This is a genomic window from Methylobacterium sp. Leaf104 (genome assembly GCF_001422885.1).
Taxonomy (GTDB): Bacteria; Pseudomonadota; Alphaproteobacteria; order Rhizobiales; family Beijerinckiaceae; genus Methylobacterium.
The window spans coordinates 19,286-43,236 of record NZ_LMMZ01000001.1 but is presented as its reverse complement, the minus strand read 5'-3'; the positions used below and the strand labels follow the sequence as shown (position 1 = coordinate 43,236).

25 protein-coding genes are annotated in these 23,951 nt (G+C 71.2%); 12 read left to right on the top strand and 13 right to left on the bottom strand.

Annotated elements, in window-relative coordinates; genetic code table 11:
• Positions 1-32: 32 nt before the first annotated feature.
• Complete coding sequence (locus ASF49_RS00205) at positions 33-236, bottom strand: hypothetical protein (protein WP_056465938.1); 204 nt, start codon at positions 234-236, stop codon at positions 33-35.
• Positions 237-394: 158 nt separating this feature from the next.
• On the opposite strand from ASF49_RS00205, the gene ASF49_RS00200 reads away from it, so the two are divergent.
• The 6 genes from ASF49_RS00200 (at position 395) to ASF49_RS00175 (ending at position 8,168) form a co-directional block, all read left to right on the top strand.
• Complete coding sequence (locus tag ASF49_RS00200; protein ID WP_056465934.1) at positions 395-1,333, top strand: 50S ribosomal protein L11 methyltransferase; 939 nt, start codon at positions 395-397, stop codon at positions 1,331-1,333.
• 22 nt (positions 1,334-1,355) lie between these two features.
• Positions 1,356-3,182: an aminopeptidase P family protein gene (locus ASF49_RS00195; protein ID WP_056465931.1), complete on the top strand. Its 1,827-nt coding sequence runs from the start codon at positions 1,356-1,358 to the stop codon at positions 3,180-3,182.
• A 153-nt stretch (positions 3,183-3,335) separates the two neighbouring features.
• Entirely contained in the window at positions 3,336-5,504 is a 2,169-nt protein-coding gene (locus ASF49_RS00190; protein WP_056465928.1) for a protein-disulfide reductase DsbD family protein, read from the top strand.
• Positions 5,505-5,507: 3 nt separating this feature from the next.
• Positions 5,508-6,134: a redoxin domain-containing protein gene (locus ASF49_RS00185; RefSeq protein WP_056465925.1), complete on the top strand. Its 627-nt coding sequence runs from the start codon at positions 5,508-5,510 to the stop codon at positions 6,132-6,134.
• 44 nt (positions 6,135-6,178) lie between these two features.
• On the top strand, positions 6,179-7,411 hold the full coding sequence (locus tag ASF49_RS00180; RefSeq protein ID WP_056465922.1) for an MFS transporter: 1,233 nt from the start codon (positions 6,179-6,181) through the stop codon (positions 7,409-7,411).
• A 178-nt stretch (positions 7,412-7,589) separates the two neighbouring features.
• Positions 7,590-8,168, top strand: coding sequence for a hypothetical protein (locus ASF49_RS00175; protein ID WP_056465919.1), 579 nt, complete (start codon positions 7,590-7,592; stop codon positions 8,166-8,168).
• Between the two features lie 25 nt (positions 8,169-8,193).
• On the opposite strand, the gene tolB is transcribed toward ASF49_RS00175, so the two are convergent.
• The 4 genes from tolB to tolQ all read right to left on the bottom strand — a co-directional run bounded on the left by tolB (position 8,194) and on the right by tolQ (position 12,227).
• Positions 8,194-9,528, bottom strand: coding sequence for a Tol-Pal system beta propeller repeat protein TolB (gene tolB, locus ASF49_RS00170; RefSeq protein WP_056465916.1), 1,335 nt, complete (start codon positions 9,526-9,528; stop codon positions 8,194-8,196).
• 149 nt (positions 9,529-9,677) lie between these two features.
• Entirely contained in the window at positions 9,678-11,024 is a 1,347-nt protein-coding gene (gene tolA, locus ASF49_RS00165; RefSeq protein ID WP_056465913.1) for a cell envelope integrity protein TolA, read from the bottom strand.
• 12 nt (positions 11,025-11,036) lie between these two features.
• Positions 11,037-11,483, bottom strand: coding sequence for an ExbD/TolR family protein (locus ASF49_RS00160; RefSeq protein ID WP_056465909.1), 447 nt, complete (start codon positions 11,481-11,483; stop codon positions 11,037-11,039).
• A gap of 27 nt (positions 11,484-11,510) precedes the next feature.
• Positions 11,511-12,227 (bottom strand): protein TolQ, encoded by a 717-nt coding sequence (tolQ, locus tag ASF49_RS00155; protein WP_056465906.1) that lies wholly within the window; start codon positions 12,225-12,227, stop codon positions 11,511-11,513.
• A 485-nt stretch (positions 12,228-12,712) separates the two neighbouring features.
• Here tolQ and ASF49_RS00150 point away from each other — a divergent pair, with 485 nt between their 5' ends.
• A complete protein-coding gene (locus ASF49_RS00150; protein WP_243214355.1) occupies positions 12,713-13,876 on the top strand; it encodes a methyl-accepting chemotaxis protein in 1,164 nt (387 codons plus the stop codon).
• A 73-nt stretch (positions 13,877-13,949) separates the two neighbouring features.
• Here the strand turns inward: ASF49_RS00150 and ybgC are convergent, their stop codons facing one another.
• Positions 13,950-14,396: a tol-pal system-associated acyl-CoA thioesterase gene (ybgC, locus tag ASF49_RS00145; RefSeq protein ID WP_056465900.1), complete on the bottom strand. Its 447-nt coding sequence runs from the start codon at positions 14,394-14,396 to the stop codon at positions 13,950-13,952.
• A 358-nt stretch (positions 14,397-14,754) separates the two neighbouring features.
• The gene (ruvB, locus tag ASF49_RS00140; protein WP_162240956.1) at positions 14,755-15,759 is read right to left on the bottom strand and encodes a Holliday junction branch migration DNA helicase RuvB; all 1,005 of its coding nucleotides are present in this window, start codon (positions 15,757-15,759) and stop codon (positions 14,755-14,757) included.
• A gap of 279 nt (positions 15,760-16,038) precedes the next feature.
• Here ruvB and ASF49_RS00135 point away from each other — a divergent pair, with 279 nt between their 5' ends.
• On the top strand, positions 16,039-16,593 hold the full coding sequence (locus ASF49_RS00135) for a Uma2 family endonuclease (RefSeq protein ID WP_056465894.1): 555 nt from the start codon (positions 16,039-16,041) through the stop codon (positions 16,591-16,593).
• Positions 16,594-16,643: 50 nt separating this feature from the next.
• On the opposite strand, the gene bfr is transcribed toward ASF49_RS00135, so the two are convergent.
• The 3 genes from bfr to ruvA all read right to left on the bottom strand — a co-directional run bounded on the left by bfr (position 16,644) and on the right by ruvA (position 18,336).
• Positions 16,644-17,141: a bacterioferritin gene (gene bfr, locus ASF49_RS00130; RefSeq protein ID WP_056214475.1), complete on the bottom strand. Its 498-nt coding sequence runs from the start codon at positions 17,139-17,141 to the stop codon at positions 16,644-16,646.
• 62 nt (positions 17,142-17,203) lie between these two features.
• A complete protein-coding gene (locus tag ASF49_RS22835; protein ID WP_082510703.1) occupies positions 17,204-17,461 on the bottom strand; it encodes a (2Fe-2S)-binding protein in 258 nt (85 codons plus the stop codon).
• Between the two features lie 257 nt (positions 17,462-17,718).
• Entirely contained in the window at positions 17,719-18,336 is a 618-nt protein-coding gene (gene ruvA, locus ASF49_RS00125) for a Holliday junction branch migration protein RuvA (protein WP_056352855.1), read from the bottom strand.
• A 159-nt stretch (positions 18,337-18,495) separates the two neighbouring features.
• Between ruvA and ASF49_RS00120 the strand changes: the two genes are divergently transcribed.
• Entirely contained in the window at positions 18,496-19,149 is a 654-nt protein-coding gene (locus ASF49_RS00120) for a YceI family protein (protein ID WP_431739879.1), read from the top strand.
• On the opposite strand, the gene ASF49_RS00115 is transcribed toward ASF49_RS00120, so the two are convergent.
• Positions 19,133-19,903 carry a hypothetical protein gene (locus ASF49_RS00115; RefSeq protein ID WP_056465891.1) on the bottom strand — a complete coding sequence of 257 codons (771 nt, stop codon included), beginning with the start codon at positions 19,901-19,903 and terminating at the stop codon, positions 19,133-19,135. The genes ASF49_RS00120 and ASF49_RS00115 overlap by 17 nt on opposite strands.
• Before the next feature lie 85 nt (positions 19,904-19,988).
• Positions 19,989-20,555 (bottom strand): crossover junction endodeoxyribonuclease RuvC, encoded by a 567-nt coding sequence (ruvC, locus tag ASF49_RS00110; protein ID WP_056465888.1) that lies wholly within the window; start codon positions 20,553-20,555, stop codon positions 19,989-19,991.
• Positions 20,556-20,921: 366 nt separating this feature from the next.
• Here ruvC and ASF49_RS00105 point away from each other — a divergent pair, with 366 nt between their 5' ends.
• Positions 20,922-21,239: a hypothetical protein gene (locus ASF49_RS00105; protein WP_056465886.1), complete on the top strand. Its 318-nt coding sequence runs from the start codon at positions 20,922-20,924 to the stop codon at positions 21,237-21,239.
• A gap of 39 nt (positions 21,240-21,278) precedes the next feature.
• Positions 21,279-22,745 (top strand): methyl-accepting chemotaxis protein, encoded by a 1,467-nt coding sequence (locus tag ASF49_RS00100; protein ID WP_056465883.1) that lies wholly within the window; start codon positions 21,279-21,281, stop codon positions 22,743-22,745.
• A 17-nt stretch (positions 22,746-22,762) separates the two neighbouring features.
• On the opposite strand, the gene ASF49_RS00095 is transcribed toward ASF49_RS00100, so the two are convergent.
• Entirely contained in the window at positions 22,763-23,509 is a 747-nt protein-coding gene (locus ASF49_RS00095; RefSeq protein WP_056465880.1) for a YebC/PmpR family DNA-binding transcriptional regulator, read from the bottom strand.
• A gap of 226 nt (positions 23,510-23,735) precedes the next feature.
• Between ASF49_RS00095 and ASF49_RS23420 the strand changes: the two genes are divergently transcribed.
• On the top strand, positions 23,736-23,945 hold the full coding sequence (locus ASF49_RS23420) for a hypothetical protein (RefSeq protein WP_156652737.1): 210 nt from the start codon (positions 23,736-23,738) through the stop codon (positions 23,943-23,945).
• Positions 23,946-23,951: the final 6 nt, after the last annotated feature.

Genomic DNA, 23,951 nt, shown 5'->3' with positions numbered 1-23,951 from the left:
GCCCGCCATAGCATGGATCGGCGCCGACGCGATCAGGCGCCGTGCTCGTCCTCGTCGCGGAGCGGACGCTCGGAGCGGTGCAGGCGGCTGAGCAGGACGAGCATCGACCCGGGCATCGGTCCCGTCAGGGTCTCGGCGTCGGAAAAGACCCCGCGCTCGCGCACGAGGCGCCGGCGGGCCTTGGACTTTTCGGCGAGGACGACCGGCGTTCGACCGCCGGTTCTTCTGATTTTCATACGCACAACGCACGCTCCGACATCGAGATGAAGCTGGAGAAGCGAGAGCAAACGCGAATGCCGGATTTCGGTTCCGGGCAAGCTTGAGCGGGTCGTGGCGGCGGGACGTCGCAGATGCGTGGTGGCGGCGGAACCGCGTGGGTGGTAGAGCCCCGGCCATGCTCGAAGGCCTGCCTCCCCACCGCCCGACCCACGTCCTGCGCCTCCTCACCGACGAGGGTTCGGCCCGCGCGATGACCGACCTCCTCGGCGAGATGTTCGATCCGACGCAGACGGCGGTGGCCGCCTTCGAGGCCGAGGACGGCCGGACCTGGCGCCTGGAAGCCTACTTCGCCGACGCGCCCGACGAGGCCTTGATCCGCGACCTGATCCGCCCCGTGGTCGGCGCGCAGGCGGACGTCGCCACCTTCGAGACCATCGACCAGCAGGATTGGGTGCGCGCCTCCCTGGAGGGTCTGAAGCCGGTGCGGGCCGGCCGCTTCCTCGTCCATGGCAGCCACGACCGCGACACGGTCCGCGCCAACGACCTCGCCATCGAGATCGAGGCGGCGCTCGCCTTCGGCACCGGCCATCACGGCACCACCCTGGGCTGCCTCCGGGCCTTCGCCGGGATCCTCAGGCGCGGGCGCCCGGCCCACGTGCTCGACGTCGGCACCGGCACCGGCATCCTCGCCTTCGCGGCGGCCAAGGCCCTGCACAGGCCGGTCATCGCCGGCGACCTCGACTCGGAGGCGGTGACCACCGCCATCGGCAATGCCCGCCTGAACGGCCTCGGGCCCGTGCTCAGGCTCTACCAGGGGCCGGGCGTGCGCCATCCGCTGGCCGATCGTCCGCGCCGCTTCGACGTGGTCTTCGCCAACATCCTGGCGCGGCCGCTCAAGGGGCTGGCGCCCTCGCTGACGGCGGTGGTCGCCGACCACGGCGTGCTGATCCTGTCCGGCCTCATCGAGCGCGACGTGCCCGGCGTGCTCTCCACCTACCGGCACCGCGGCTTCCATCTCGCCCGGCACGGGCTGATCGAGGGCTGGGCGACGCTCGTGCTGAAGCGCGGCGGCGCGGCACCGCGCCCGCGTCGGCCGTGGTTGCGGCCCCTCTGAGCCCGGCGTAACCCTGGGCGCCATGACGCGCCTCCGCTTCCAGACCTTCGACGATCCGAGCCACCGTCAGGGCGCGGCCCGCATCCGCGCCCTGCGCGAAACGCTGCGAACCGCCGGGCTCGACGGCTTCGTGGTGCCCCGCGCCGACGAGCACCAGTCCGAATACGTGCCGCCCCAGGCCGAGCGCCTCGCCTGGCTCACCGGCTTCACCGGTTCGGCCGGCACCGCCGTGATCCTGGCCGAGGCGGCGGCCCTCGTCGTCGACGGGCGCTACACGCTCCAGGCCCCCGCCCAGGTCGACACCGCGATCATCACCCCGGTGCCCCTGGCCGAGACCAGCGTGGCGGCCTGGATCGGCGCCCATATCAAGCCCGGCCAGGTGCTCGCCTACGATCCCTGGCTGCACACACCCGACAGCGTCGCGCGCCTGGAACGCGCGGTGACCAGGGCTGGCGCGCGCCTGCAGGCGGTGGCGGCGAACCCCGTCGACGCGGTCTGGACCGACCGGCCGCAGGCCCCGGCCGGCCCGGTGGTCGCGCATCCTCCGGCCCTAGCCGGCGAGTCCGCCGAGGACAAGCTCGCCCGCATCAGGGCGGTCCTCGCCGAGGCGGACGATGCCGCCCTGGTGATCTCGGATCCGCACAACCTCGCCTGGGCCTTCAACCTGCGCGGCGGCGACGTGGCCCACACGCCCCTGGCGCTGGGCTACGCGCTGGTGCCGCGCACCGGCCGGGCCGCCCTCTACCTGACCTCGCCGAACCCGAGCCCGGAGCTGCGCGCCGCCCTGGCGCCCCTGGCCGACCTGCATCCGCACGCCGCCTTCGAGGAGGGCCTCGCGGCCCAGGCGGCGAACGCCGCGCGCCTGCGCCTCGACGCCGCCACGGCCGCCTTCGCCCTCAAGCAGCGCGTCGAGGCGGCCGGCGGCGTCGCGGATCTGGGGCCCGATCCCATCACCGCCATGAAGGCGGTGAAGAACGCGGCCGAGATCGCCGGCACCCGCGCCGCCCACTTTCGCGATGGCATCGCCGTGACCCGCTTCCTCGCCTGGCTCGATGCCCAGGGCGAGACGCTGACCGAGATCGCCGCGGTGGAGGCCCTGGAGGATTTCCGCGCCGCGGGCGGCCTGCTGCGGGACGTCTCGTTCCCGACGATCTCGGGCAGCGGCGCCAACGGCGCCATCGTCCACTACCGGGTGAGCCGGGAGACCGACCGGTGCGTCCTCCCCGGCGAGCTGTTCCTCGTGGATTCCGGGGCGCAATACGCCGACGGCACCACCGACATCACCCGCACGGTGGCGGTCGGCGACCCCTCGGAGGCGATGCGCGAGCACTTCACCCGCGTGCTCCGGGGCCATATCGGCATCGCCCGGGCGGTGTTCCCGAAGGGGACCACGGGGGCGCAGATCGACGCCTTCGCCCGCCTGCCGCTCTGGGAGGCCGGCCTCGACTTCGACCACGGCACCGGCCACGGCGTCGGGGCCTTCCTGTCGGTGCACGAGGGGCCGCAGCGGATCGCCAAGACCGGGACGGTCGCCCTGGAGCCCGGCATGATCCTCTCGAACGAACCGGGCTACTACAAGCCCGGCGCCTACGGCATCCGCCTGGAGAACCTCGTGCTCGTCGAGGCCCGCGCGGTGCCCGGCGGCGAACGCCCGATGCTCGGGTTCGAGACGCTCACGCTGGCCCCTTTCGACCGCCGCCTGATCCGCCCCGATCTCCTGGCCCCCGAGGAGATGGCCTGGATCGACGCCTACCATGCCCGCGTGCGGGAGGCCCTGGGGCCGGACCTCGACGCGGCGACGCGGACCTGGCTCGAGGAGGCGACCCGGCCGATGGTCGTGGCGGTCTGATCCGGCGCGCGCGGAGCGCCGGGCGGCCCTTGCGACCATCCCGCCTCTTTCGGACGACCGGAAAGCTGGGGACAAGGGACCTCGCGGCCTCGGGATTTCACCCCTGCACCGAACGGACGTAATCTCGACGCTTCCATCGCCGAACAGGACCCGATGATCCAGCTTCTCGCCCTGGCGCTCGCGCTGTTCGGCCTCGCTCCGACCCTCGCTTGCGCGCAGGGCTTCAAGGTGCCGGCCGACCTCGTGAAGGCGAGCCTCGTCGGGGAGCCCGCCGCGATCCGGCCCGGCGAACCCTTCACGGTCGCCATCCGCATGGTGATGCGGCCGCACTGGCACGTCTACTGGCGCAATCCCGGCGATTCCGGCCTGGCCCCGGAGGTCGCCTGGACGCTGCCGGCCGGGTTCTCGGCGGGAGCGATCCAGTGGCCGAGCCCGAGCCGCATTCCCGTCTCCCACCTGATGAATTTCGGCTACGAGGGCGAGGCCGTCCTCCTCGCGCAGGTGACCCCGCCGGTCACCCTGGCGCCGGCCAGGCCGGTGACGCTCCAGGCCAAGCTGAGCTACCTCGTCTGCGAGCGCGAATGCGTGCCGGGCTCGGCCGAGCTGCGCCTGACCCTGCCGGTGGCGCAGGGCGGCACCAGCACGGGGGCCGCGCCGGGATCGATGCGGCTGTTCGAGGCCGCCCGCGCGGCCCTGCCGGTGCCCGCGCCCTGGCCGGTGCGCTACGGCGCCGAGAACGGGCGCCTGCAGGTCCACCTCGCCACCCCGCCGGGATTGGCGGCGGAGTCCCTCGCCTACTTCCCCTATGCCGAGACCGCCATCGAGAACGCGGCGCCCCAGGAGGCGCGCAGCGATGCGGACGGCCTGCACATCGATCTCGCCCGCGGCGACACCACCGAGGCGGCTCCCGCCTCCCTGCCGGGCGTGCTGACCTTCGACGAGGCGACGCCGGACGGCCCCGTGCGCCGCGCCTACGCCATCGGCGAGGCCCCGAGCCCGGCCGCCGCGGCGACGGCCTCGGCCGCAGCCGCGCCGGCCGCTCCGGCGCCGGTGCAGGCCCCTGAGGAGAGCCTGACGCTCTGGAGCGCGGCCGGCCTCGCCTTCCTGGGCGGCCTCCTCCTCAACCTGATGCCCTGCGTCTTCCCCGTCCTGTCGATCAAGGTGCTCGGCCTCGTGACGCATTCGGGCGAGCCGGCGGGCCGGGTCCGGCTGCACGGCCTCGCCTACACGGCCGGCGTGCTGGCCTCCTTCCTGGCCCTCGCCGGCCTGCTCATCGCCCTGAAGGGGGCGGGCGCCGGCATCGGCTGGGGCTTCCAGCTGCAATCGCCCCTGGTGGTGGCGGGCCTCGCCTATCTGCTGCTCGCCATGGGGCTCAGCCTGTCGGGCGTCGTGCATCTCGGCGCCGGCATCGCGGGCCTCGGCGCCGGGCTGACCCGGCGGGCGGGTCTCGAGGGCTCGTTCTTCACCGGCGTGCTCGCCACGGTGGTGGCCACCCCCTGCACCGCCCCCTTCATGGGTTCGGCGGTGGGCTTCGCCCTGACGCAGGAGGCCGGCGTGAGCCTCGCCGTCTTCGCGAGCCTCGGCCTCGGCCTCGCCCTGCCCTTCCTCGTGCTGACGATCTGGCCGGCGGCCCTACGGCGCCTGCCCCGTCCCGGCGCCTGGATGGACACCCTGAAGGGAGCGCTGGCCTTCCCGATCTACGCCACCGTCGCCTGGCTGGTCTGGGTCCTGTCGCAGCAGGTCGGCTCGGCCGGGCTGCTCGGCGCCCTGGTCGGCCTCGTGCTGGTCGGCCTCGCCGCCTGGGCCTGGGAGCGCGGGCACGGGGCCGGCCCGGCCGGCACCTGGATCGCGCGCGGCACCGCCGTGGCGGCCCTCGGCGCGCTCGCCGTCCTCACCCTCGGGCTCGACCGGGACCGGGCCGGAGCCGACACCGCCCGGGCCGATGCGGGCGCCTTCACCCAGGCGCGCCTCGACGGGCTCCTGGCGCAGGGCAAGCCGGTCTTCGTGAACATGACGGCGGCCTGGTGCATCACCTGCCAGGTCAACGAGCGCGCGGCCCTGCGTTCCGAGACCGTCCAGGCCGGCCTGAAGGCCCGCGGCATCACCTATCTCAAGGGCGACTGGACCAACCAGAATCCCGAGATCACCCGTCTGCTGGAGCGCCATGGCCGCAGCGGCGTGCCGCTCTACCTGCTCTATGCCGGCTCCGGCGAGCCCGCGATCCTGCCCCAGATCCTCACCCCGGGCCTCGTGCTGGAGGCCCTGCAGGCGATTCCCCTCGCGGCCACGGACCGCAGCGCCGCCCTGACCACGGAGCCCTAGCCGATGCCCCGGACCCGTCGCCATCTCCTCGCCGCGGGTCTCGCGGCGCTCCTCGCCGCCCCCAACGCCCCTGCCTTGGCCGCCGGCCCGCAGGTGGGCAAGCCCGCGCCCGCCTTCAGCGCCCAGGATTCCGACGGCCGCACCGTCCGGCTCTCGGACTATGCCGGCAAGACGGTCGTCCTCGAATGGACCAACCACGACTGCCCCTTCGTGATGAAGCACTACGGCGCCCACGCCATGCAGGCGCTCCAGAAGACATGGACCGGCCGGGGCGTGGTCTGGCTCAGCGTCATCTCCTCGGCGCCGGGCGAGCAGGGCGCCGTCGACGGGGCGGAGGCCAACCGGCTGACGAAGACCCGGGACGCCGCGCCCACCGCCGTGCTCCTCGACCCTGCGGGCAGCGTCGGCCGGGCCTACGACGCCAGGACCACGCCGCACATGTTCGTCATCGCCCCGGACGGGACCCTCGCCTACCAGGGCGGCATCGACGACAAGCCCTCGGCCGATCCCGCCGACCTCAAGACGGCCCGGAACCTCGTCGACGCGGCCCTGACCGAACTCGCCGCCGGCCGGCCGGTCTCGGTGCGCTCGGCCAAGCCCTATGGCTGCACGGTCAAGTACGCCTCGTAATCCTGGCGCTTGACGGGAAAACATCCCTGCCCCAGCACGGCGCGATGAGCACCGATGCCGCGCCGCGCTGGACCGTCTTCCGCAACGGCGATTTCCGCCTCTTCGGATCCGCCCGCTTCCTGACCGGCCTCGCCTTCCAGATGCAGGCGGTGGCGGTGGGGTGGTTCGTCTACGACATCACCCGCTCGGCCCTGGCCCTCGGCCTCGTGGGCCTGGCGAGCTTTCTCCCGGCCATGCTCTCGGCCCTGGTCACGGGCCACGTCGCCGACACCTACGACCGGCGCCTCGTGGCGGCCCTGGCCTACGCGACGCTGGCGCTGGCGGATCTCGGCCTGCTCCTCGCCGCCTATTCCGGCGCCACGACCCTGTGGCCGATCTACGGGCTCGTCGTCGTCATCGGCACCGGCCGCGCCTTCGCCAATCCGGCCCTCCAGGCGTTGCTGCCGACCCTGGTGCCCCGCCCGCTGTTCGGCTCGGCCATCGCCTGGAACGCCTCGCTCTGGCAGAGCGCCTCGATCCTCGGCCCGGCCACCGGCGGCTTCCTCTACGCCCTCGGACCGGCGGTGGTCTTCGGCGCGGCCGCGGCGAGCTTCGCCCTGGCCAGCGCGCTCATCCTGGCGATCCGGTTCCGGCCCGCCCCCGTCACGGAGCGGCCGCCCGTGACCTGGGAAACCCTCTCGGCCGGCCTGACCTACATCCGCACGCATCCGGTGGTGCTCGGGGCCATCAGCCTCGACCTCGTGGCGGTGCTCCTGGGCGGTGCCACCGCCCTCCTGCCGATCTTCGCGGCCGAGGTGCTGCATGTCGGCCCTCTCGGCCTCGGCGTGCTGCGCAGCATGCCGGCGGCCGGGGCGGTGCTCACCGCGATCGCCCTCGCCTACTGGCCGCTGCAGCGCCAGGCCGGGCTGCGCATGCTCCAGGCGGTGGGCCTCTTCGGTCTCGCCACGGTGGGCTTCGGCCTCTCGACCTCGCTGCCCCTCTCCATGGCCTGCCTGTTCGTCACGGGGGCGGCCGACATGATCAGCGTCTTCGTGCGCCAGACCTTCGTCCAGGGCGAGACGCCCGATGCCATGCGCGGACGGGTCTCGGCGGTGAACTCGGTCTTCATCGGCGCCTCGAACGAACTCGGGGAGTTCGAATCCGGCACCCTGGCCGCCCTGATCGGCGCCGTTCCCGCGGTGGTGGCGGGCGGCCTCGCCACGCTCCTCGTCGCCGCCCTGTGGGGACGGGTGTTCCCGGCGCTGCGGGCGCGGGACCGGCTCGTGCCCGCGGAGTGAGGGACGGGATTATCCCTTTTCCGAGACCCTCGCGATGTCTGAGGGATAATGCGTTCGGGACCAACCACTTAGCCTGGGTCTTAGCGCTCCGGGCCATGCTCTTCGTGGCGGTAAGGCCAAGCTTTTGTACATGACAGCTGCCTGCACGCGGGGGTAGAAAAACCTGCGGGAGGGCGCGATGGCTGACATCAAGGTGGTTGCTGGAAATTGCGGCAAGGGCAAAGGCACGTATCAGGCAGGTGTTCTGACCAGCCCGGACGGCGTCGAGCGCTCGGTCGAGGGCATCCTGACCGTCGAGGCCCATGGGGACGTCGCGGGCGCTCGGAACTGGGGCGGGCAGGTGCTCGAAGGGCTGAAGGGAAGCCTTGCCCTGGCATCGAACATCGATCTGAGCGGAACCGCGCTTCTCGCTGCGACCGCCCTGACGTCGGTCTCCGCCGAAGAGTCGCAACCTCAGACGCTGCTGGAAATCACGTTCCAGGACGGGGGCCTGCTGATCGCCCTGGCGGACCCACGGCTTCCGGCGCTGATCAGCAACGATCGCGAGGTCCTGCAGCGGGGCTTCGCCCGGGCGGCCCAGCGCGTGACCCAGCCCGTCGCCGGACCGACGATCGCGGAATCGTCCTTGGTCTCCACGGCGAGTGAAGCCGCTCAAGCAGCGGTCGGCGCGGTCCAGGCCGTGACAGGCGCCGCCGGCGCGTCGCTGAGCTCGGCCTTCGGCTTCATGCGCCGAACCGCAGGCTCCGAACGCGGCTGACGCGACAGCCGCGCCCGATGCGCCGTCATTTTCCCGACAGCAGCGGCGACCAGGTCGGGTCCGAGGCGTAGGACGGGGTCGGCACCGGCTGCTCCACCTTGCCGGTGATGTCGACCATGTAGAGCTTGCCGCCGCCTTGGCCGCCCGGATCGCGGAAGAACAGCACGTACTGGCCGTTCGGCGCGAAGGTCGGGCCTTCGTTGTGGAAGCCTTCCGTGAGCACGCGCTCGCCCGAGCCGTCCGGCTTCATCACGCAGATGGCGAAGCCGCCCTTGCGCTGGCGGGTGAAGGCGATGAGGTCGCCGCGCGGCGACCAGGCCGGCTGCGAGGCCGAGCCCTCGCCGAAGGAGAGGCGGGTGGGCGTGCCCCCCGAGGCGCTCATGACGTAGATCTGCTGCGAGCCGCCGCGATCGGATTCGAACACGATCTGGCTGCCGTCCGGCGAGTAGGTCGGCGAGGTGTCGATGGCGTTGCCGTTGGTGATCGGCGTCTGGGCCTTCGAGGCCAGATCCATGACCACGATGTCGGCGTTGCCGCCCTGCTGCACGCTCATGACGAGGCGTCGGCCGTCCGGCGAGAAGCGCGGGCTGGTGCTCATCGAATCGGCCTTGCCGAGCGCCTGGCGGCTGCCGGTCTCTAGGTTGATGACCTGGATGCGCGGCTGCTGGCCCGTGGTCTGGGTCATGAAGGCGATGTCCTGGGTCGCCGGGGAGTAGCGCGGCGCCACCACGGCGTTCTCGCCGTTCGTCAGCGCCCGCACGTTGGCGCCGTCCTGGTCCATCACCATCAGGCGCTTGCGCCGGTTCTCCTTGGAGCCGGACTCGTCCACGAAGGCGATGCGGCTGTCGAACCAGGGCCCGAGGCCGGTGATCTTGGTGTAGACCGCGTCCGAGATGAGGTGGCCGGTGCGGCGCGCATTGGCCGGATCGGTGCCGTATTGCTGGCCCGTCATCTGCTGGCCCGAGGTCACGTCCCAGAGGCGGAACTCGACCTTGAGCTTGCCGGAGCCGTCGCGGGCGACGCGGCCCGTGATCAGGGCCTGGACTCCGGCCGCCCGCCATTTCTCGAAGCCCGGCACGGCGTCGAAGCCCGGCGCCTCGGGGAACTTCGCCTTCTCCACGGGGGTGAAGTAGCCCGAGCGGCGCAGGTTGTTCGTCACCACGCTGGAGACGAGGAGCCCCAGGCTCGGATCCCCGGAGAAATCCGTGACCGCGATCGGCATCGGCTGGAACGACCCGCCGCCGATGCGCAGGTTGAGCTGCGCCGCAGCCGGGGTCAGGCCGAACAGAACGAGCGCCAGGAGCGCGAGGAGCGACGTCAGGCCCCTGGAAACCGGGCTCTTGAGTAGACTGCGATGCATGATCGATTCCGTGGTCGTGGGAATGCGAGGATCGTGGGTGGGTCCGGAGAATGCGCGCGGATGGGACGGCCCCGCCTCGGGCGGAGGAAGCCTCGGACCGTCTCGGACCACGCGGCGCGCGCGTGCGCGGCCCGGAGGGGGCCGCCGCATCACGCCCGCGAGAACTCGAACTCCGCGTTGATGGCTTTCCAGTCGTTGTAGTACGGCGCGTACTGGGCCGGGATCTTGTAGGGCGCGCAGCGACGCACCGCGCGCTGGGCCGCCTCGGCGATCGAGCGGTCCACCGCGTTCGCGCCGCCGCGCATGATGCGGGGCTCGGAGGTGAGCGTGCCGTCCGGGTTGAGCCGGATGTCGAGCATCGGCAGGACGACGCCCTGGGTCGCCCCCGGGGGCGCCACGTAGCAGCGCTCGATCTGCTGCTGAAGCATCCCCACCAGGGCGTCCCTGAGGGACGGCGACAGGCGCTGCGCGGTGCCGGTGGCCGCCCCCAGGGAGGCGGTGCGCTGCACCTCGCGCCCCGTGGCACCGGTGGATTGCGACGGCGCCTTCGAGGCCAGCAGGGAGCGGATGTCGCCCGCGCTGAACTTGTCGGCGAGTTCGGCCTGCTTCTTGGCCTTGGCCTCCCCGTCGGCCTTCGCCTTGGCATCCGCCATCGCCTTGGCCTTCGCCTTGGCGGCGGCATCCGCCTTGGCCTTGGCGGCGGCCTCCGCCTTCGCTTCGGCCTCTGCCTCGGCGAGTTCCTTCTGGCGCTCCGCCTCCGCCTTGGCCTTCGCCTCCGCGACGGCCTTGGCCTTGGCTTCCGCCTCCTTCTCGGCCTTGGCCTCCGCGTCGGCCCTGGCCTTGGCCTCGGCCTTCGCCTTGGCGGCGGCAGCGGCCTTCGCGGCCTCCGCCTTCGCGGCAGCCTCGGCCTTGGCCTCCGCCTCGGCTTCCTGCTTCTCGATCAACTCGGCGAGCTGCTCGCGCTTGACCGCCTCGGCCTTCGCCTTGGCGGCGGCCGCGGCCTTGGCTTCCGCGGCGGCCTTCGCCTCGGCGGCGGCAGCGGCCTTGGCAGCCTCGGCCTTGGCCGCCTTGGCCGCTTCAGCCTTGGCCGCTTCCGCCTTCGCGGCTTCCGCCTTGGCGGCCTCGGCCTTGGCTTCCTGCGGGTCGGGCTCGCTGGAGCGCAGCGGCATCTCCTCGGCGCTCGCCACCTTCATGTCGGCCGGGCGCTTCGGGGGGGCCGGGGCATCCACCTTGGCGTTCTCGGGCTCGCGCTCCTCGAACTTCTCGGCGACCCGGTCGGCGCGCGGCTTGGCGTTGGGCTGCGGCGCATCGGCGTTGCGCTCGCCCTTCGTCAGCTCCGAATATTGCTGCTCGGTCATCACCTCGACGGGCACGCCCTCCTGCGCATCCGGCAGGGCGGGGGCCGCCACCGACAACAGGGCGACCGTCAGCAGGCCGACATGCGTCGCCGCCGAGACCCAGACGCCCGGTTCACTGCGCTTGAAGGGAATCCGCACCGCCGGCGCCCGCTACTTCTGATCCGGCTCGGTGACCAGGGCGACCTTCTTGAAGCCGCCGCCGGTCACGATCGCCATCACCTGGGCGACGCGGCCGTAATCGACCCGCTTGTCGCCGCGCACGAAGACGCGCTCCTCGAACCCGGCCTTCGAACTCTCGGTGAGCTTCGGGACGATGGTGTCGTCGGAGAGTTCGGCCTCGCCGAGGAAGACCTGGCCCGACTGGCGGATCGAGAGCGTCACCGGCTTGGTGTCGGAGTTCAGCGAGCTCGCCTTCGATTGCGGCAGGTCGAGGGGCACGCCCACCGTCATCATCGGCGCCGCGACCATGAAGACGATCAGGAGCACGAGCACGACGTCGATGAACGGCGTCATGTTGATCTCGTTGATGGCCGCGTGCCGGCGTCCCCGCCGACGCCGTCCGCCTCCACCCTGCGCTGCTCCGTGGGCCATGCCCATGATCGTTCCTCGGGTGTGGGGGTGGGATCAGGCGACGAGCGAGAGGCGCTCGTCGATCTGCCGGGAGAGGATGGCGGAGAACTCGTCGGCGAAGCCCTCGAGGCGCGACTGGTTCTTGGCCACCGTCGATTGCAGCTTGTTGTAGGCGAGCACGGCCGGGATCGCGGCGAAGAGGCCGATGGCCGTGGCGAACAGCGCCTCGGCGATGCCCGGCGCCACCACGGCCAGCGAGGTGTTCTTGGAGGCCGCGATCGAGGTGAAGGCGGTCATGATGCCCCAGACCGTGCCGAACAGGCCGATATAGGGGCCGGCCGAGCCGATGGAGGCGAGGAAGAGCAGGCGGGACTCGAGGCGCTCGACCTCGCGCTGGATCGTCACGTCCAGAACCTTGTCGATGCGTTGGGACAGGCTCTGGATCTGGCGGCCGGAGCCTTCGAAGGAGCGCTTCCACTCCCGCATGGCGGCCACGAACAGGGCGCCCTGCCCCACCGGCTGGCGGTCGTTGAACGAGCGGTAGAGCTCCTCCAGGGAGCGGCCGGACCAGAACGCCTCCTCGAAGGCGTCCATCTCGGCCTTGGTGCGGCGGAACAGCAGGGTCTTGTCGACGATGATCGACCAGCACCAGATCGAGGCGCCGATCAGCCCGAGCATCACGACCTTCACGACGAAGTGCGCCTGCAGGAACAGGCCGAGCAGCGTCATGTCGGGGGCCGGCATCGCCTGCATGGCATCGGCTGGGTTCATGACATGATCCTCGAAAAACCCCGCGCGGAACCGTCACGGAACCGGTGGTCCGTCCTGCGCGCTTCAACCGGAACCTTGAGCGATTTCAAGGCTCAATGGTCCGCGAATCTGTCGAAAGTATGGGCCGGCCTTGTGCATCGCACGCGTCCGCTCCGGCCGTAGTTAAGCACCCGGCAGGGTTAACATTCCCTTGCCGGGGCCGGACCGGACACGCGGACCGCGATCCGGGGCGCCCCGCTTCCACGCGCACGGGGTTGATCCAGCGGATTGCCAGCGATACTGGCCACGCGGCTGAACCGAAACGTCTCATCTTCGGTTTAACGACTTTTTAACCAATATATGTCATGTTTTCCGAGCAGGGGAAATACTCAGCACTACACAGAAAGCCTAGCTCTATGAATAGTCAGAGGAAGATCTTTGGCGCCATGCGCCGGTCCCAATCCGCTGCCCAAGCCGAAACCACGCTGCAAATCGATCCGGAAGCCGTGCTGAATGCGCTTCCGGTCAACGTTCTGGTGCTCGATCCCGTCACGGCGAACATCACCTATGCCAATCGGCGCAGCGTCGAGACCATGCATGCGCTGAGGCAATACTTGCCGCGGGAAGTGAACCCCGACCGGATGGTCGGCACGTCGATGGACGTGTTCCACAAGAATCCCCACCACCAGCGCAGCATCGTCGCCGATCCGTCGCGCCTGCCCTGGCGAACCAAGATCCGGCTCGGCCCCAAGACCCTCGACCTGCACGTCTCCGCGGTGATGTCGCAGGGCACCTACATCGCGGCGGTGCTGTCCTGGGCCGACGTGACCCCCTTCACCGATGCGATCTCGGCCTTCGACACCGCGATCCAGACCGCCCTCGATGCCGCCGGCGGCGCGACGGACACCATGCGCGACTCCGCCAACCAGGTCCTTCAGAAGACCGGCGAGACCTCCGACGCCGCCGCCACGGCGTCGTCGGGCGCCATCGGGACCTCGGCCAACGTCCGGACCGTGGCCAGGGCCGTGGAGGAACTGAACACCGTGAACGCCGAGATCACGCATCAGATGAACCGCTCCCGCTCGGTGACCGGCGAGGCGGTGGAGGAAGCGCGCCAGGCGGTGGCGAGCGTGCGCGCGCTCAGCGAGAACTCGAATCACATCGGCCAGGTCGTCGGGATGATCGGCCAGATCGCCAGCCAGACCAACCTGCTCGCCCTCAACGCGACCATCGAGGCGGCGCGCGCCGGACCGGCCGGGCGGGGCTTCGCCGTCGTCGCCAGCGAGGTCAAGGAACTCGCGGCCCAGACCGCCCGGGCGACGGACGACGTCTCGCGCCAGGTCGCGATGATCCAGACCGCGACGACGTCCACGGCCTCGACCATCGAGCGGATCGCCGGCATCATCGCCCGCATCGACGAGAGCGCGATCTCCGTCGGCTCCGCCGTCGAGGAGCAGTCGGCCACCTCCACCGAGATCCGCCGCAGCGTCGAGGAGGCCTCCGGCCGGACCGAGACGGTGAGCTCCAGCGTGGCGGCGGTCGCCATGAGCGCGACGGATTCGGCCAGTTCGGCCGAGCGGATGCTGCGCGCGACGGCGGATCTCAATCGCGAGATCGAGACCGTGGCGGCCGCGGTGAAGCTCTTCCTCGGGGAGGTCCGCAAGATCTGACGATCGAACCGAGATCCGACGCGCAAGGCGAAGCGTCGCCCACGCGATGCTCCCGTCGGCATCGCGCGGGGCGTCAGGTGCCCGGGTCGGACGCGCCCTCGCGCCGGTCCGGCGAGAGGGCCGCCCGCAGACTGTCGGGCAGACGGATCGCGCGGCCGTCGCGCACGCAGGCCACCACGACCTCGGCGCGCACCAGCACGGTCTCGCCGCACCGGACCTCCTGGGCGAGGTGCATGGAGGCCCCCTTCATCGCGGCGGTCCAGGTGCGAACGGCGAGCAGGTCGTCCATCCGGGCCGGCTTGAGGTAGTCGATCACCATCCGGCGCACGACGAAGTGCAGCCCGGCCGCGTCGCGATGCAGGTCCGACTGGTCGCCGGCGAGCCCGCGCAGCAATTCGGTGCGCCCCCGCTCCATGAAGCGCAGGTAGCTGGCGTGGTAGACGAAGCCGGAGAAATCCGTGTCCTCGTAATAGACGCGGACCGGCAGGGTGTGGATGCCGGCGGATTCGGTTTCGCTCAACGGTCGGGCTCCCGGTCGACGAGAATGAGGGGCGGCGCTCGAGCGACAACGCGGCTCAGGCCGGGCCGGGCCGGCGCCCGGGACCTCGACCAGCACGATCGCGGGGGTGACGCCGAGGCGGACCGGGGCGCTCCAGAGCCGCGCCCGCGCTGGTGGGGCCGCCGCCGCGCTTCCTGCGCGCTCCGGTCCTCCCACCGATCGTGATGGCCGAGGATGGCGTGCACGCCGAGCGGCGCCCGCAGGCCGCCGAAGACGGAGGCCCCCGTGGCGGTGCCGAGCAGCGCGGAGGCGCCGAGGCCCTGGACCACGCGCCGACGCGTGATCCAGCCGCGACGCGGCCCCGGTTCGAAGGCCACGCTCACGCCTCCGGCTCGTCGCGACCGCCGAACAGGCCGAACTGCCCCGCCGGTTCGCGCCTCGGCTCGGGAAAGCCCATGTGGCGGAAGGCGTGGGGGGTGAGCATGCGCCCGCGCGGGGTGCGCTGGACGAAGCCCTTCTGGATCAGGAACGGCTCGATGATGTCCTCGATCGCATCGCGCGGCTCCGACAGGGCGGCGGCGATGGTCTCGATCCCGACCGGCCCGCCGTTGAAGGACGTCGCGATCATCGTCAGGTACTTGCGATCCATCACGTCGAGGCCGGCCGGATCGACGTCGAGGAGTTGCAGCGCCCGGTCGGCGATGGCCCGGGTCACGGTCGGCGCATCGGCCACGATGGCGAAGTCGCGCACCCGGCGCAGCAGGCGCCCGGCGATGCGGGGCGTGCCCCGGGCGCGCTTGGCGATCTCGTTGGCGCCCTCCGGCGACATGCCGAGGCCGAGCACGCGGGCGCCGCGGCTGACGATGAGCTCGAGCTCGTCGACGTCGTAGAATTCCAGCCGGATCGGGATGCCGAAGCGATCGCGCAGCGGCGTGGTCAGCAGGCCCGCACGGGTGGTGGCCCCGACCAGGGTGAATTTCGGCAGCTCGATCTTCACCGAGCGGGCGGCCGGCCCCTCGCCGATGATGAGGTCGAGCTGGTAATCCTCCATGGCCGGATAGAGGATCTCCTCCACCGCCGGATTCAGCCGGTGGATCTCGTCGATGAAGAGCACGTCGCGCTCTTCCAGGTTCGTCAGCTGCGCGGCGAGGTCCCCCGCCTTGGCGATGACCGGGCCGGAGGTGGAGCGGAAGTTCACGCCGAGTTCGCGGGCGACGATCTGGGCCAGCGTCGTCTTGCCGAGGCCGGGCGGCCCGACGAACAGCACGTGGTCGAGGGCCGAGCCGGTCTTCCTGGCCGACTCGATGAAGATGCTCATGTTGGCGCGCGCCGCCCGCTGCCCGATGAACTCGGACAGGCTCAAGGGTCGGATCGACTGTTCCAGGTCGTCCTCGCGCCGCTCGGGCGTGAGGAGGGACTCGGGAAGGGGCTGGAGGGTCGGCGATTTGGGCGCCGACGCCTTCGAGGCGGGTCTCGGAGGTTTGCTCACGCGGACTCTCGGTGGCGGGCGGCGGCGCCCGCGTCCATCATCTGTTCTCCTGGCCGATGTCGCACAAAGGCGCCGTTCGCGCTACATTCCCATCGCGGCGCGGAGCGTGTGGGGCGCCGGTTCGTCGCAGCGGAAGAGCGTGCCGTGGCCGGTGCATCGCACGAGTTCGAAGGGATGGCCCTCGACGATGTCGAGGAATCGCTGGCCGACAAGCCCCGCAACGGGCGCTGGGAGCTGATCGGCGGGCGCGTGGTCTGGATGATGGTCGGTGCGCGCTGGGAGCATGCGCGCATCGTTCAGAACATCGCCCTGGGCCTGGAAGTTGGTTTCCGTGCCGGGGGATCGTCCTACCAGACCTTCACCGAGACATTCTGCATGAAGAGCAAATCCCTGGAGGCCGCGAGGCTTCCGGACGTGCTCGTCGTCTGCGGCGACATCGAACCGGGCGCGACCTCGGTCGAGAATCCCACGGTTCTGGTCGAGGTGCTCGCACCCGGGACCGAGGCGCGGGATCGCTTCGAGAAGCGGGCGGTCTATCAGCAACTCGCCTCGCTTCAGCATTACGGGCTCGTGGCACGGGACCGACCGCATCTCGAAGTGTTCGACCGCGTCGAAGGGCGGTGGGGCGGCTTCCGGGTCATCGACGGCCCTGACGAAGTCCTCGAACTCTCGACGATCCAATCCGCGCTGCCCCTGCGCGATATCTATTGTCGCGTCCTGGCCGAGTGAGCCGGCCGAGCAAGCGCCGGGCACGCGCCCGGCGCCCCATCACGTCGACCTTACTCGGCTTCCGGAGCGATCGGCTCCAGGCCGCCGATATGCTTCTGGGCGTAGAGCGGCAGGCCGATCTGGCCGATCAGCTCGAGCTGCGTCTCGAGGAAGTCGATATGGCCCTCCTCGTCCTCGGCCAGATCCTCGAACAGGCGCTTCGACACGCGGTCGTTGATCGAGTCGCAGTACTTGGCCGCTTCGAGGTAGAGCGCGCGCGCCTCGTTCTCGGCGGCGAGATCGCACTCGATGATCTCCTGCACGTTCTGGCCGATCCGCAGCGGGTCGAGTTCCTGCAGGTTCGGGAAGCCGTCGAGGAACAGGATCCGGTCGACGAACCGGTCCGCGTGGTTCATCTCCTCGATGGATTCCTTGCGCCAGAACTTGGCGAGCTCGATGTAACCCCAGTCGTTGAGCATACGGAAATGGAGCCAGTACTGGCTGACCGCCGTGAGCTCGCTGCGCAGTCCCCGATTGAGGTACTCGACGACCTTCGCATCACCCTTCATCCGCCCAATCTCCCTTGAGGCACGTTAAGCCGGAGGGGAGCTTCAGCACCCGGTATGGGCGCTCAGGCGGCGATCCCCTCCTCCGCAGTCTGGACCTTGACCAAACTACAGGTGCTCGCGCAAGTCGCAGTACACGCATGCGCGGCCTCGTCGAGGGCATTTTGCAGGATGCCGCGGATGGTCCGGGCGCAGCGGCCGCATTTCGGGCTGCAGCCGAGGCAGGCCTGGACCTGAGCCGGCGTGCGCGGACAATCCGGGCCGCGATGCAGGCAGGCGCGCACCGCGCGATCGGACAGGACGTTGCAGGAACAGACGATCATGCGGGACCGTGACTCGCGCGTGGCTCGTGCCGTGGGGTGAGGCCGCCGGATGGGTTTCCACCCGGCCACTTCGTCGAAACTGAGGCGGTGCTGACGCCCGAGCGCAAAAGCTGAGCCCGTGCATCGGATTGGCGGGTAGATTAGAATAGTTGAAAACTGCTTTACTTTCAGCAGGTTAGCTGTCTTCCCTCCAACTGGCAACGGGGACCGGAAGCGTCAAGGGCACAATTGCGTCGTGCACCAGGGATGGCGCGTGCTCACCGGGCGAGTTCGCGCAGTCCCAGCCGGATCAGGGTCTTGGCCTCGGCGCCCTCGCCCGCGTTCTTGAGGGCCTCGGCGATGGCGGCCGAGGCCTGGACGGGGGCATAGCCGAGGTTGACCAGGGCGGAGATCGCGTCGGCGACGGGCTGCGGCGCGGTGCGGGCCTCGACCGCGCCCGACAGCGCGATCACCGCGGGATCGATGGGCGCGAAGGCTGGAGCCTTGTCCTTCAGTTCCGCCACGAGGCGCGCCGCCAGACGCGGGCCGACGCCGGGGGCCCGGGCCACCGCGCCCTTGTCGCCCATGGCGATGGCCGAGGCGAGGGCCGCGGGTTCGAGCACCGAGAGCAGTCCGAGGGCGACCTTGCTGCCCACGCCCTGCACGGTCTGGAGCAGGCGGAACCACTCGCGCTCGGCATCCGAGCGGAAGCCGTAGAGCCGGATCATGTCCTCCCGGACATGGGTCTCGATCGCGAGGTCCGCCGCCTCGCCGATGCCGGGCAGGCGCTGGAGGGTCCGGGCGGAGCAGTGGACCACGTAGCCGACGCCCTGCACGTCGAGGATCACGAAATCCTCGCCATAGGAATCCACCACGCCCTTCAGCTTGCCGATCATCGCCCCGCCCATCCCTCGCGCCGCCGGATGCCCAGCCGTCGGCGGATGCCTACAGGGCGGCGCGCGCGAGCGCCATGCGCCCCGTCGCGACGGCGCCGGCCCCGCCTTGAGGCCGCGCGGCGTTCGTGAAATCAAAGGCGCCCCGCCCGACACAGATGGATGACCGCCCCGATGCCGATGCGCCAGACCGCGCTGCTCCTCGCCTCCGGGCTCCTGTTCGCCGCCGGCCCGCGCGCGGCGGCGGAAACCCCGGCCGCGGCACCGCCCGCCTCGCCCTCCAGCGATCCGACGCAGGTGCGTCCGGGGGCCTACGTCCTCGATCCGGCCCACGGCAAGATCACCTGGTCCGTGAGCCATCTCGGCTTCTCGACCTATTACGGGCAGATCACCGACGTGTCCGCCCAGGCGGTGCTCGACCCGAAGGAGCCGGCGAAATCCACCCTCACGGTCACGATCGGCACCGACAGCGTCAACGGCCTGAACGAGCAGCTCAACCGGCACCTCAAGGCGCCGGACTTCTTCGACACCGCCAGGTTCCCCAAGGCCACCTTCACCGCGACCAGCGTCGAGCCGACGAGCCCGACCACCGCGCGGGTCAACGGCGACCTCACCCTCAAGGGCGTAACGAAGCCGGTCGCCTTCGACGCCACCTTCAACCAGGCCGGGATCAACCCGGTCAGCAAGGCCTACACGGTCGGCTTCGACGGACGCGCGGTGATCCGGCGCTCGGATTTCGGCATCAGCGCCTTCCTGCCGCTCCTGGGCGACGACGTGTCCCTGCGCATCGAGGGCGAGTTCAAGGCCGCGGAGTGAGGGCGCCCGCCCCCGTCCGCAGCCGCCGGTAGATCTCGGCGAGCAGGGCGGTCACCAGGACGAGCAGGGCCATGTCGATGAGGCCGGAGGCGAGGATCCGGACCGCCAGCACGAACGCGGGCAGGTCGGCGCCGGTCCGCTCGGGCGCGTGCAGCATGCGGTCGACGAGGCCGAGGGGCAGGATCGTCGCGATCAGGATCAGGCCGATGCGCGCGGCCGCTCCGCGCGTCATCGCGAACACCGCGCGCAGGGTCGCGTCGGGGGCGCCCAGCGCCAGGGCGGGCGCCAGCATGCTGGTCCGGATCTGCAGGAGCAGCAGGGCGATCCAGGCCGAGAAGCCGACGATCAGCCGGCCCGGCCCGAGCATGTCCGACGAGAGCGCGCGGTCGAGCAGCCCGCTGACCAGGAGCCAGAACAATTCGAGGGCGAGGAAGTCCCGGAACGGCCCGGCCCGGCCCTCGGCGACCGCGCGCACGGAGCCGCCCGCATCGAGGATGAGCCGGAACATCGCCATCCAGTAGGGCGCGAGCAGGATCGTGCAGGCGCAATCGACGAGGAAGACGTCGTCCTGGAAGCGGGCCGGGGCCGTCGGATCGCCCATCAGCGTATGGGCCGCTTCCTTGGCCAGGACGACGACGAAGGCCACGGTCGTGGCCGAGCCGAGGGCGCGGACGGACCGGAGCCCGGAGGCCCCGCCATCGCGCAGCGTTTCGCCGATCGGCAGAGTCGGGCGCATCGCCCCTTGGTCGGCCATTCCCCTCGCTCTCCGCCCGGTTCGCCCGCGTGGTCCGCCGGGAGGCACTGCACGGGCGGGCCGGGAGAGTCCAGGCCCGGCCCGGTCAGCCCCGGGCCAGGGCCGCCGCGATGCGGGCCGCCGCCAGGCTGCTCGTCCCGGGCACGGGGACGTGCTCGCGCCTCAGGGCATGGGCGCCGCGATGGCTGTTGTGGGTGATGGCGATGGCCAGCGCATCCGCGGCGTCGGCGACCTTGAACTCGGCCTTGGGCAGCAGGAACTTCACCATGGCCTGGATCTGGACCTTCTCGGCGTGTCCCGACCCCGCGACCGTCTTCTTGATCAGGTTGGCCGAGTACTCGAACACCGGCATGCCGGCGAGCGCCGGGACCAGCAGCGCCACCGCGCGGGCATGGCCGAGCTTCAGCGTGGCCTGCGCGTCCTTGTTGACGAAGGTCTCCTCGACCGAGACCTCGTCCGGACGGAACGCCTCGACGATGCGGGTGATGCCCTCGTAGAGCTCGCGCAGGCGCAGGGCGAGCGGCAGGTCCCCGTCCGAGGTGACGACGCCGCAATCGACGTAGGCGAGCTTGGTGCCCGTGGCCGTGACGACGCCCCAGCCGGTGCGCCGCAGGCCCGGATCGATGCCGAGGATGCGGACGGGAACGCTCATGCGGACACGATCATGGATGGCGCGGCTCCGGGCGCGAACATCGCGCCGTTCCGAGCGTTAGGGACATACCGTGAACGGAGCGTTATGCCAATCCGCGCTGCCGCGGCGGGTCCGGCAGGCCCGCCCGTCGCGCCGCGATCCCCTTCCGATCAGCAGCCGAAGCTGACGATCGCAGGATGAGCCGAGCCTGACCCGGCGGATCTCGACCGATGGATCGAGCCGTGTCGGAACCGGGTGAAGCGGTGTTCGCGGAACGTGAGGCCCGCACGGGGGCCGGTGCGTCGCCGACGAAGACGGCCCGTAACCGCTTCTTAGAAGATCGCATCGTATTAACACAGGACAGATTCCCGGCGGATTGCTGTCCTCGTGTCCGACCTCGCGCCCTCCCCTCGCCTGAACCGGCTCCTCGGTGGTTTCGCGGTGATCGCGACCCTGGTGCTGCCGGTCGGCGTGATGGCGGTCCCGATGTCGGAGACCGTGGCGGTGATCGCCCCTCCCGGCCGGGACGCCGCCGCCATCGTGGCGCGGGCGGGCGGCACCATCCTGCGCCTCGGCGGCTGGAGCAACGTCCTCGTGGTCCGGGCCGGATCGTCCGATCTGGTCGCCCGGCTCTACGCCTCCGGGGCCTGGCTCGTCGTCGACGCCCGGTTCGCGACGGCCTGCACGCCCGCTTCCCGGACCTGACCCCCCCAACCAGATTTCCGCAACGGACACGGCCCGGCGATGACGAACCTCGACACCCTTCGGCAGACCTTCGGCCAATTCCTCATCGCCTTCCTCTGGCTGCACCTGCCGATCATCGGGCTCGGCGCCTGGCTCGTCGGCAATGGGCTGACGGTGCCCCTGGTGATCGCAGGCCTGCTGGCAGGGTTCAGCACCCTGGCCTGGCGGCGCGCGCCGACCGGCCTGACGACGCGGCTGGTCAGCAGCCTGTCGCTCATCGGCATGGCGGCGATCCTGCTCTCCGCGCTGGCGGGGCATCCGTGGCAGATCGACCTGCACATGTACTTCTTCGCCTGCATGGCGGTGGTCGTCGCGTGGTGCGACTGGACCATCCTGGTGGCCTGCGCCGCGGCCGTCGCCGGCCACCATCTCGCCCTCAACGTCGCGATGCCGGCGCTGATCTTCCCCGGCGGGCCCCGAAGCGCGGATCTCGCGCGCGTGGTGCTTCATGCCGTCATCCTGGTCCTCGAGACGGGCGTGCTGGCCTGGGTCGCCCGCACCATCACGACCGCCTTCGCGGCGCAGGTCGCGTCCGAGGGCGCCATCCGGGTGCAGGTGGAGCGGATGCAGGCCCTGGAATCGGAGACCGCCCTGGCACGGGCGGGGGCCGATGCGCAGCGGCGGGCGGCGATGCAGCAGACCGCCCAGTACTTCGAATCGGCCGTGGGCGGCATCCTCGGCCGGGTCACGCAGGCGGCGGCGGCGATGCAGGGGACCGCACGGACCATGACGGGGACGGCGGAGGGCACGGCGGGCCGGGCCGGATCCGTGGCCGGCGCCGCCGAGATGGCCGCGCGGAACGTGGACCGGGTGGCCGGTGCCGCCGAGGAGCTCGGCGCCTCGGTCCAGGAGATCGGCCGCCAGGTCGCGGAATCCGCGCGGATGGCGCAGGGCGCGGTGGGCCAGGCGGACGCCACCGGCCAGCTGGTTCACGCCCTGAGCACGGGTGCGGCCCGGATCGGCGACGTCGTCGGGATGATCTCCGGCATCGCCGGCCAGACCAACCTCCTGGCGCTGAACGCCACCATCGAGGCCGCGCGGGCCGGCGAGGCGGGCCGCGGCTTCGCCGTGGTCGCGGCGGAGGTGAAGGAACTCGCCAACCAGACCGCCCGGGCCACCGAGGAGATCACGGGGCAGATCAACGCGATCCAGGGCACGACCCGCGAGGCGGTCACCGCCATCGAGGCGATCGCCGCGCAGATCCGCACCATGAGCCTGACCGCGGACGCCATCGCGGCGGCGGTGGACCAGCAGGGATCGGCGACCCGGGAGATCATCCGCAACGTGGCCGAGGCCGCGACCGGTACGGGAGCGATCACGGCCACCATCGGCGGCGTCGCGCAATCGGCCGGGGAGACGGGCGAGGCGGCCGCCCGGGTCCTCGCCTCCGCGTCCGAGCTCGCGCAGGAGGCCGACCACCTCGGCACCGAGGTGAACCGGTTCCTCGAGACCGTGAAGGCCGCCTGAGGGCGGGCTTCGATCGATCAGCCCTGGAGCTTCTCCATCAGGGCGTCCGACAGGGTGAAATTGACGAAGACGTTCTGGACGTCGTCCTGGTCCTCGATCACCTCGACGAGGCGGATCAGCTTCTCGCCGGTCTCGTCGTCGACCTCGATGGTGTTCTGCGCCTTCCAGACCAGGGCCGTGCGGCGCGGCTCGCCGAAGCGGGCTTCCAGGGCCTTCGAGACCTCGCCATAGGCCTCCTGGGCGCAGGTGACCTCATGGCCGGACTCGTCCGAGCGCACGTCGTCGGCGCCGGCCTCGATGGCGGCCTCCAGCATGGTGTCGGCATCCGCCACCTTGGCGTCGAACTCGACCACGCCGACATGGTCGAACATGAAGGAGACGGCGCCGGTCTCCGCGAGGCTGCCGCCGGACTTGGTGAAGGCCGAGCGCACGTCGCTGGCCGTCCGGTTGCGGTTGTCGGTCTGGGCCTCGACGATCAGCGCGGCGCCGCCGGGGCCGTAGCCCTCGTAGCGGATCTCGTCGTAGCTCTCGGCGTCGGCCCCCGAGGCCTTCTTGATCGCACGCTCGATGTTGTCCTTGGGCACGTTCTCGGCCCGGGCCGCGATGATGGCGGCGCGCAGGCGGGCATTCATCGCCGGGTCGGGCAGGCCGAGCTTGGCCGCGACCGTGATCTCGCGGGCGAGCTTGCCGAACAGCTTCGAGCGGACCGCGTCGACGCGGCCCTTGCGGTGCATGATGTTCTTGAACTGGGAATGGCCGGCCATGACGTGACCCTAGACTGGTAGGAACGAAGCCGGATCGCGAGGGCCGGTTGCCGGGGCGGCGGGTCCGCGATGCCGGACGGAAAGGGGTTGGCCGGCTTATAGGCCGCCGCCCACGCCGATGACAACGCTGCGCCGCAGCGTGGACGGCCTTGTCCGAGCCTCATCCGAGACGGGTGTCGCGGCCCGTCCCGGTGGCTATCCGGCGCGCGCGCGCTATCGTAGGGCGATGACCGATCAAGCCATCGACCGGGGCGGCCCCGGGACCCGTCTCGCGGATGCCCGCCCCCGGCAGCGACGGGACGCGGCGCCCGCCCCGCGCTGGCTCAGGCTCGGGATCGCGGGCCTGCTCGGGGCGGTCGCCGGCGCGGTGCTGTTTCCGACCCGCGCCGAGGGCGAGCCGCCGGCACGGGACGGGAGGCGTCCCCCGCGGCGCTGAGCCCGG

What these genes read in the sequence shown, in the direction of transcription:
- ASF49_RS00205 (WP_056465938.1), bottom strand. Translation starts at nt 236, where the DNA reads ATGAAAATCAGAAGAACCGGCGGTCGAACGCCGGTCGTCCTCGCCGAA.
- ASF49_RS00200 (WP_056465934.1), top strand. Translation starts at nt 395, where the DNA reads ATGCTCGAAGGCCTGCCTCCCCACCGCCCGACCCACGTCCTGCGCCTC.
- ASF49_RS00195 (WP_056465931.1), top strand. Translation starts at nt 1,356, where the DNA reads ATGACGCGCCTCCGCTTCCAGACCTTCGACGATCCGAGCCACCGTCAG.
- ASF49_RS00190 (WP_056465928.1), top strand. Translation starts at nt 3,336, where the DNA reads ATGATCCAGCTTCTCGCCCTGGCGCTCGCGCTGTTCGGCCTCGCTCCG.
- ASF49_RS00185 (WP_056465925.1), top strand. Translation starts at nt 5,508, where the DNA reads ATGCCCCGGACCCGTCGCCATCTCCTCGCCGCGGGTCTCGCGGCGCTC.
- ASF49_RS00180 (WP_056465922.1), top strand. Translation starts at nt 6,179, where the DNA reads ATGAGCACCGATGCCGCGCCGCGCTGGACCGTCTTCCGCAACGGCGAT.
- ASF49_RS00175 (WP_056465919.1), top strand. Translation starts at nt 7,590, where the DNA reads ATGGCTGACATCAAGGTGGTTGCTGGAAATTGCGGCAAGGGCAAAGGC.
- tolB (WP_056465916.1), bottom strand. Translation starts at nt 9,528, where the DNA reads ATGCATCGCAGTCTACTCAAGAGCCCGGTTTCCAGGGGCCTGACGTCG.
- ASF49_RS00160 (WP_056465909.1), bottom strand. Translation starts at nt 11,483, where the DNA reads ATGGGCATGGCCCACGGAGCAGCGCAGGGTGGAGGCGGACGGCGTCGG.
- tolQ (WP_056465906.1), bottom strand. Translation starts at nt 12,227, where the DNA reads ATGAACCCAGCCGATGCCATGCAGGCGATGCCGGCCCCCGACATGACG.
- ASF49_RS00135 (WP_056465894.1), top strand. Translation starts at nt 16,039, where the DNA reads ATGGCCCTCGACGATGTCGAGGAATCGCTGGCCGACAAGCCCCGCAAC.
- bfr (WP_056214475.1), bottom strand. Translation starts at nt 17,141, where the DNA reads ATGAAGGGTGATGCGAAGGTCGTCGAGTACCTCAATCGGGGACTGCGC.
- ASF49_RS22835 (WP_082510703.1), bottom strand. Translation starts at nt 17,461, where the DNA reads ATGATCGTCTGTTCCTGCAACGTCCTGTCCGATCGCGCGGTGCGCGCC.
- ruvA (WP_056352855.1), bottom strand. Translation starts at nt 18,336, where the DNA reads ATGATCGGCAAGCTGAAGGGCGTGGTGGATTCCTATGGCGAGGATTTC.
- ASF49_RS00120 (WP_431739879.1), top strand. Translation starts at nt 18,496, where the DNA reads ATGACCGCCCCGATGCCGATGCGCCAGACCGCGCTGCTCCTCGCCTCC.
- ASF49_RS00115 (WP_056465891.1), bottom strand. Translation starts at nt 19,903, where the DNA reads ATGGCCGACCAAGGGGCGATGCGCCCGACTCTGCCGATCGGCGAAACG.
- ruvC (WP_056465888.1), bottom strand. Translation starts at nt 20,555, where the DNA reads ATGAGCGTTCCCGTCCGCATCCTCGGCATCGATCCGGGCCTGCGGCGC.
- ASF49_RS00100 (WP_056465883.1), top strand. Translation starts at nt 21,279, where the DNA reads ATGACGAACCTCGACACCCTTCGGCAGACCTTCGGCCAATTCCTCATC.
- ASF49_RS00095 (WP_056465880.1), bottom strand. Translation starts at nt 23,509, where the DNA reads ATGGCCGGCCATTCCCAGTTCAAGAACATCATGCACCGCAAGGGCCGC.
- ASF49_RS23420 (WP_156652737.1), top strand. Translation starts at nt 23,736, where the DNA reads ATGACCGATCAAGCCATCGACCGGGGCGGCCCCGGGACCCGTCTCGCG.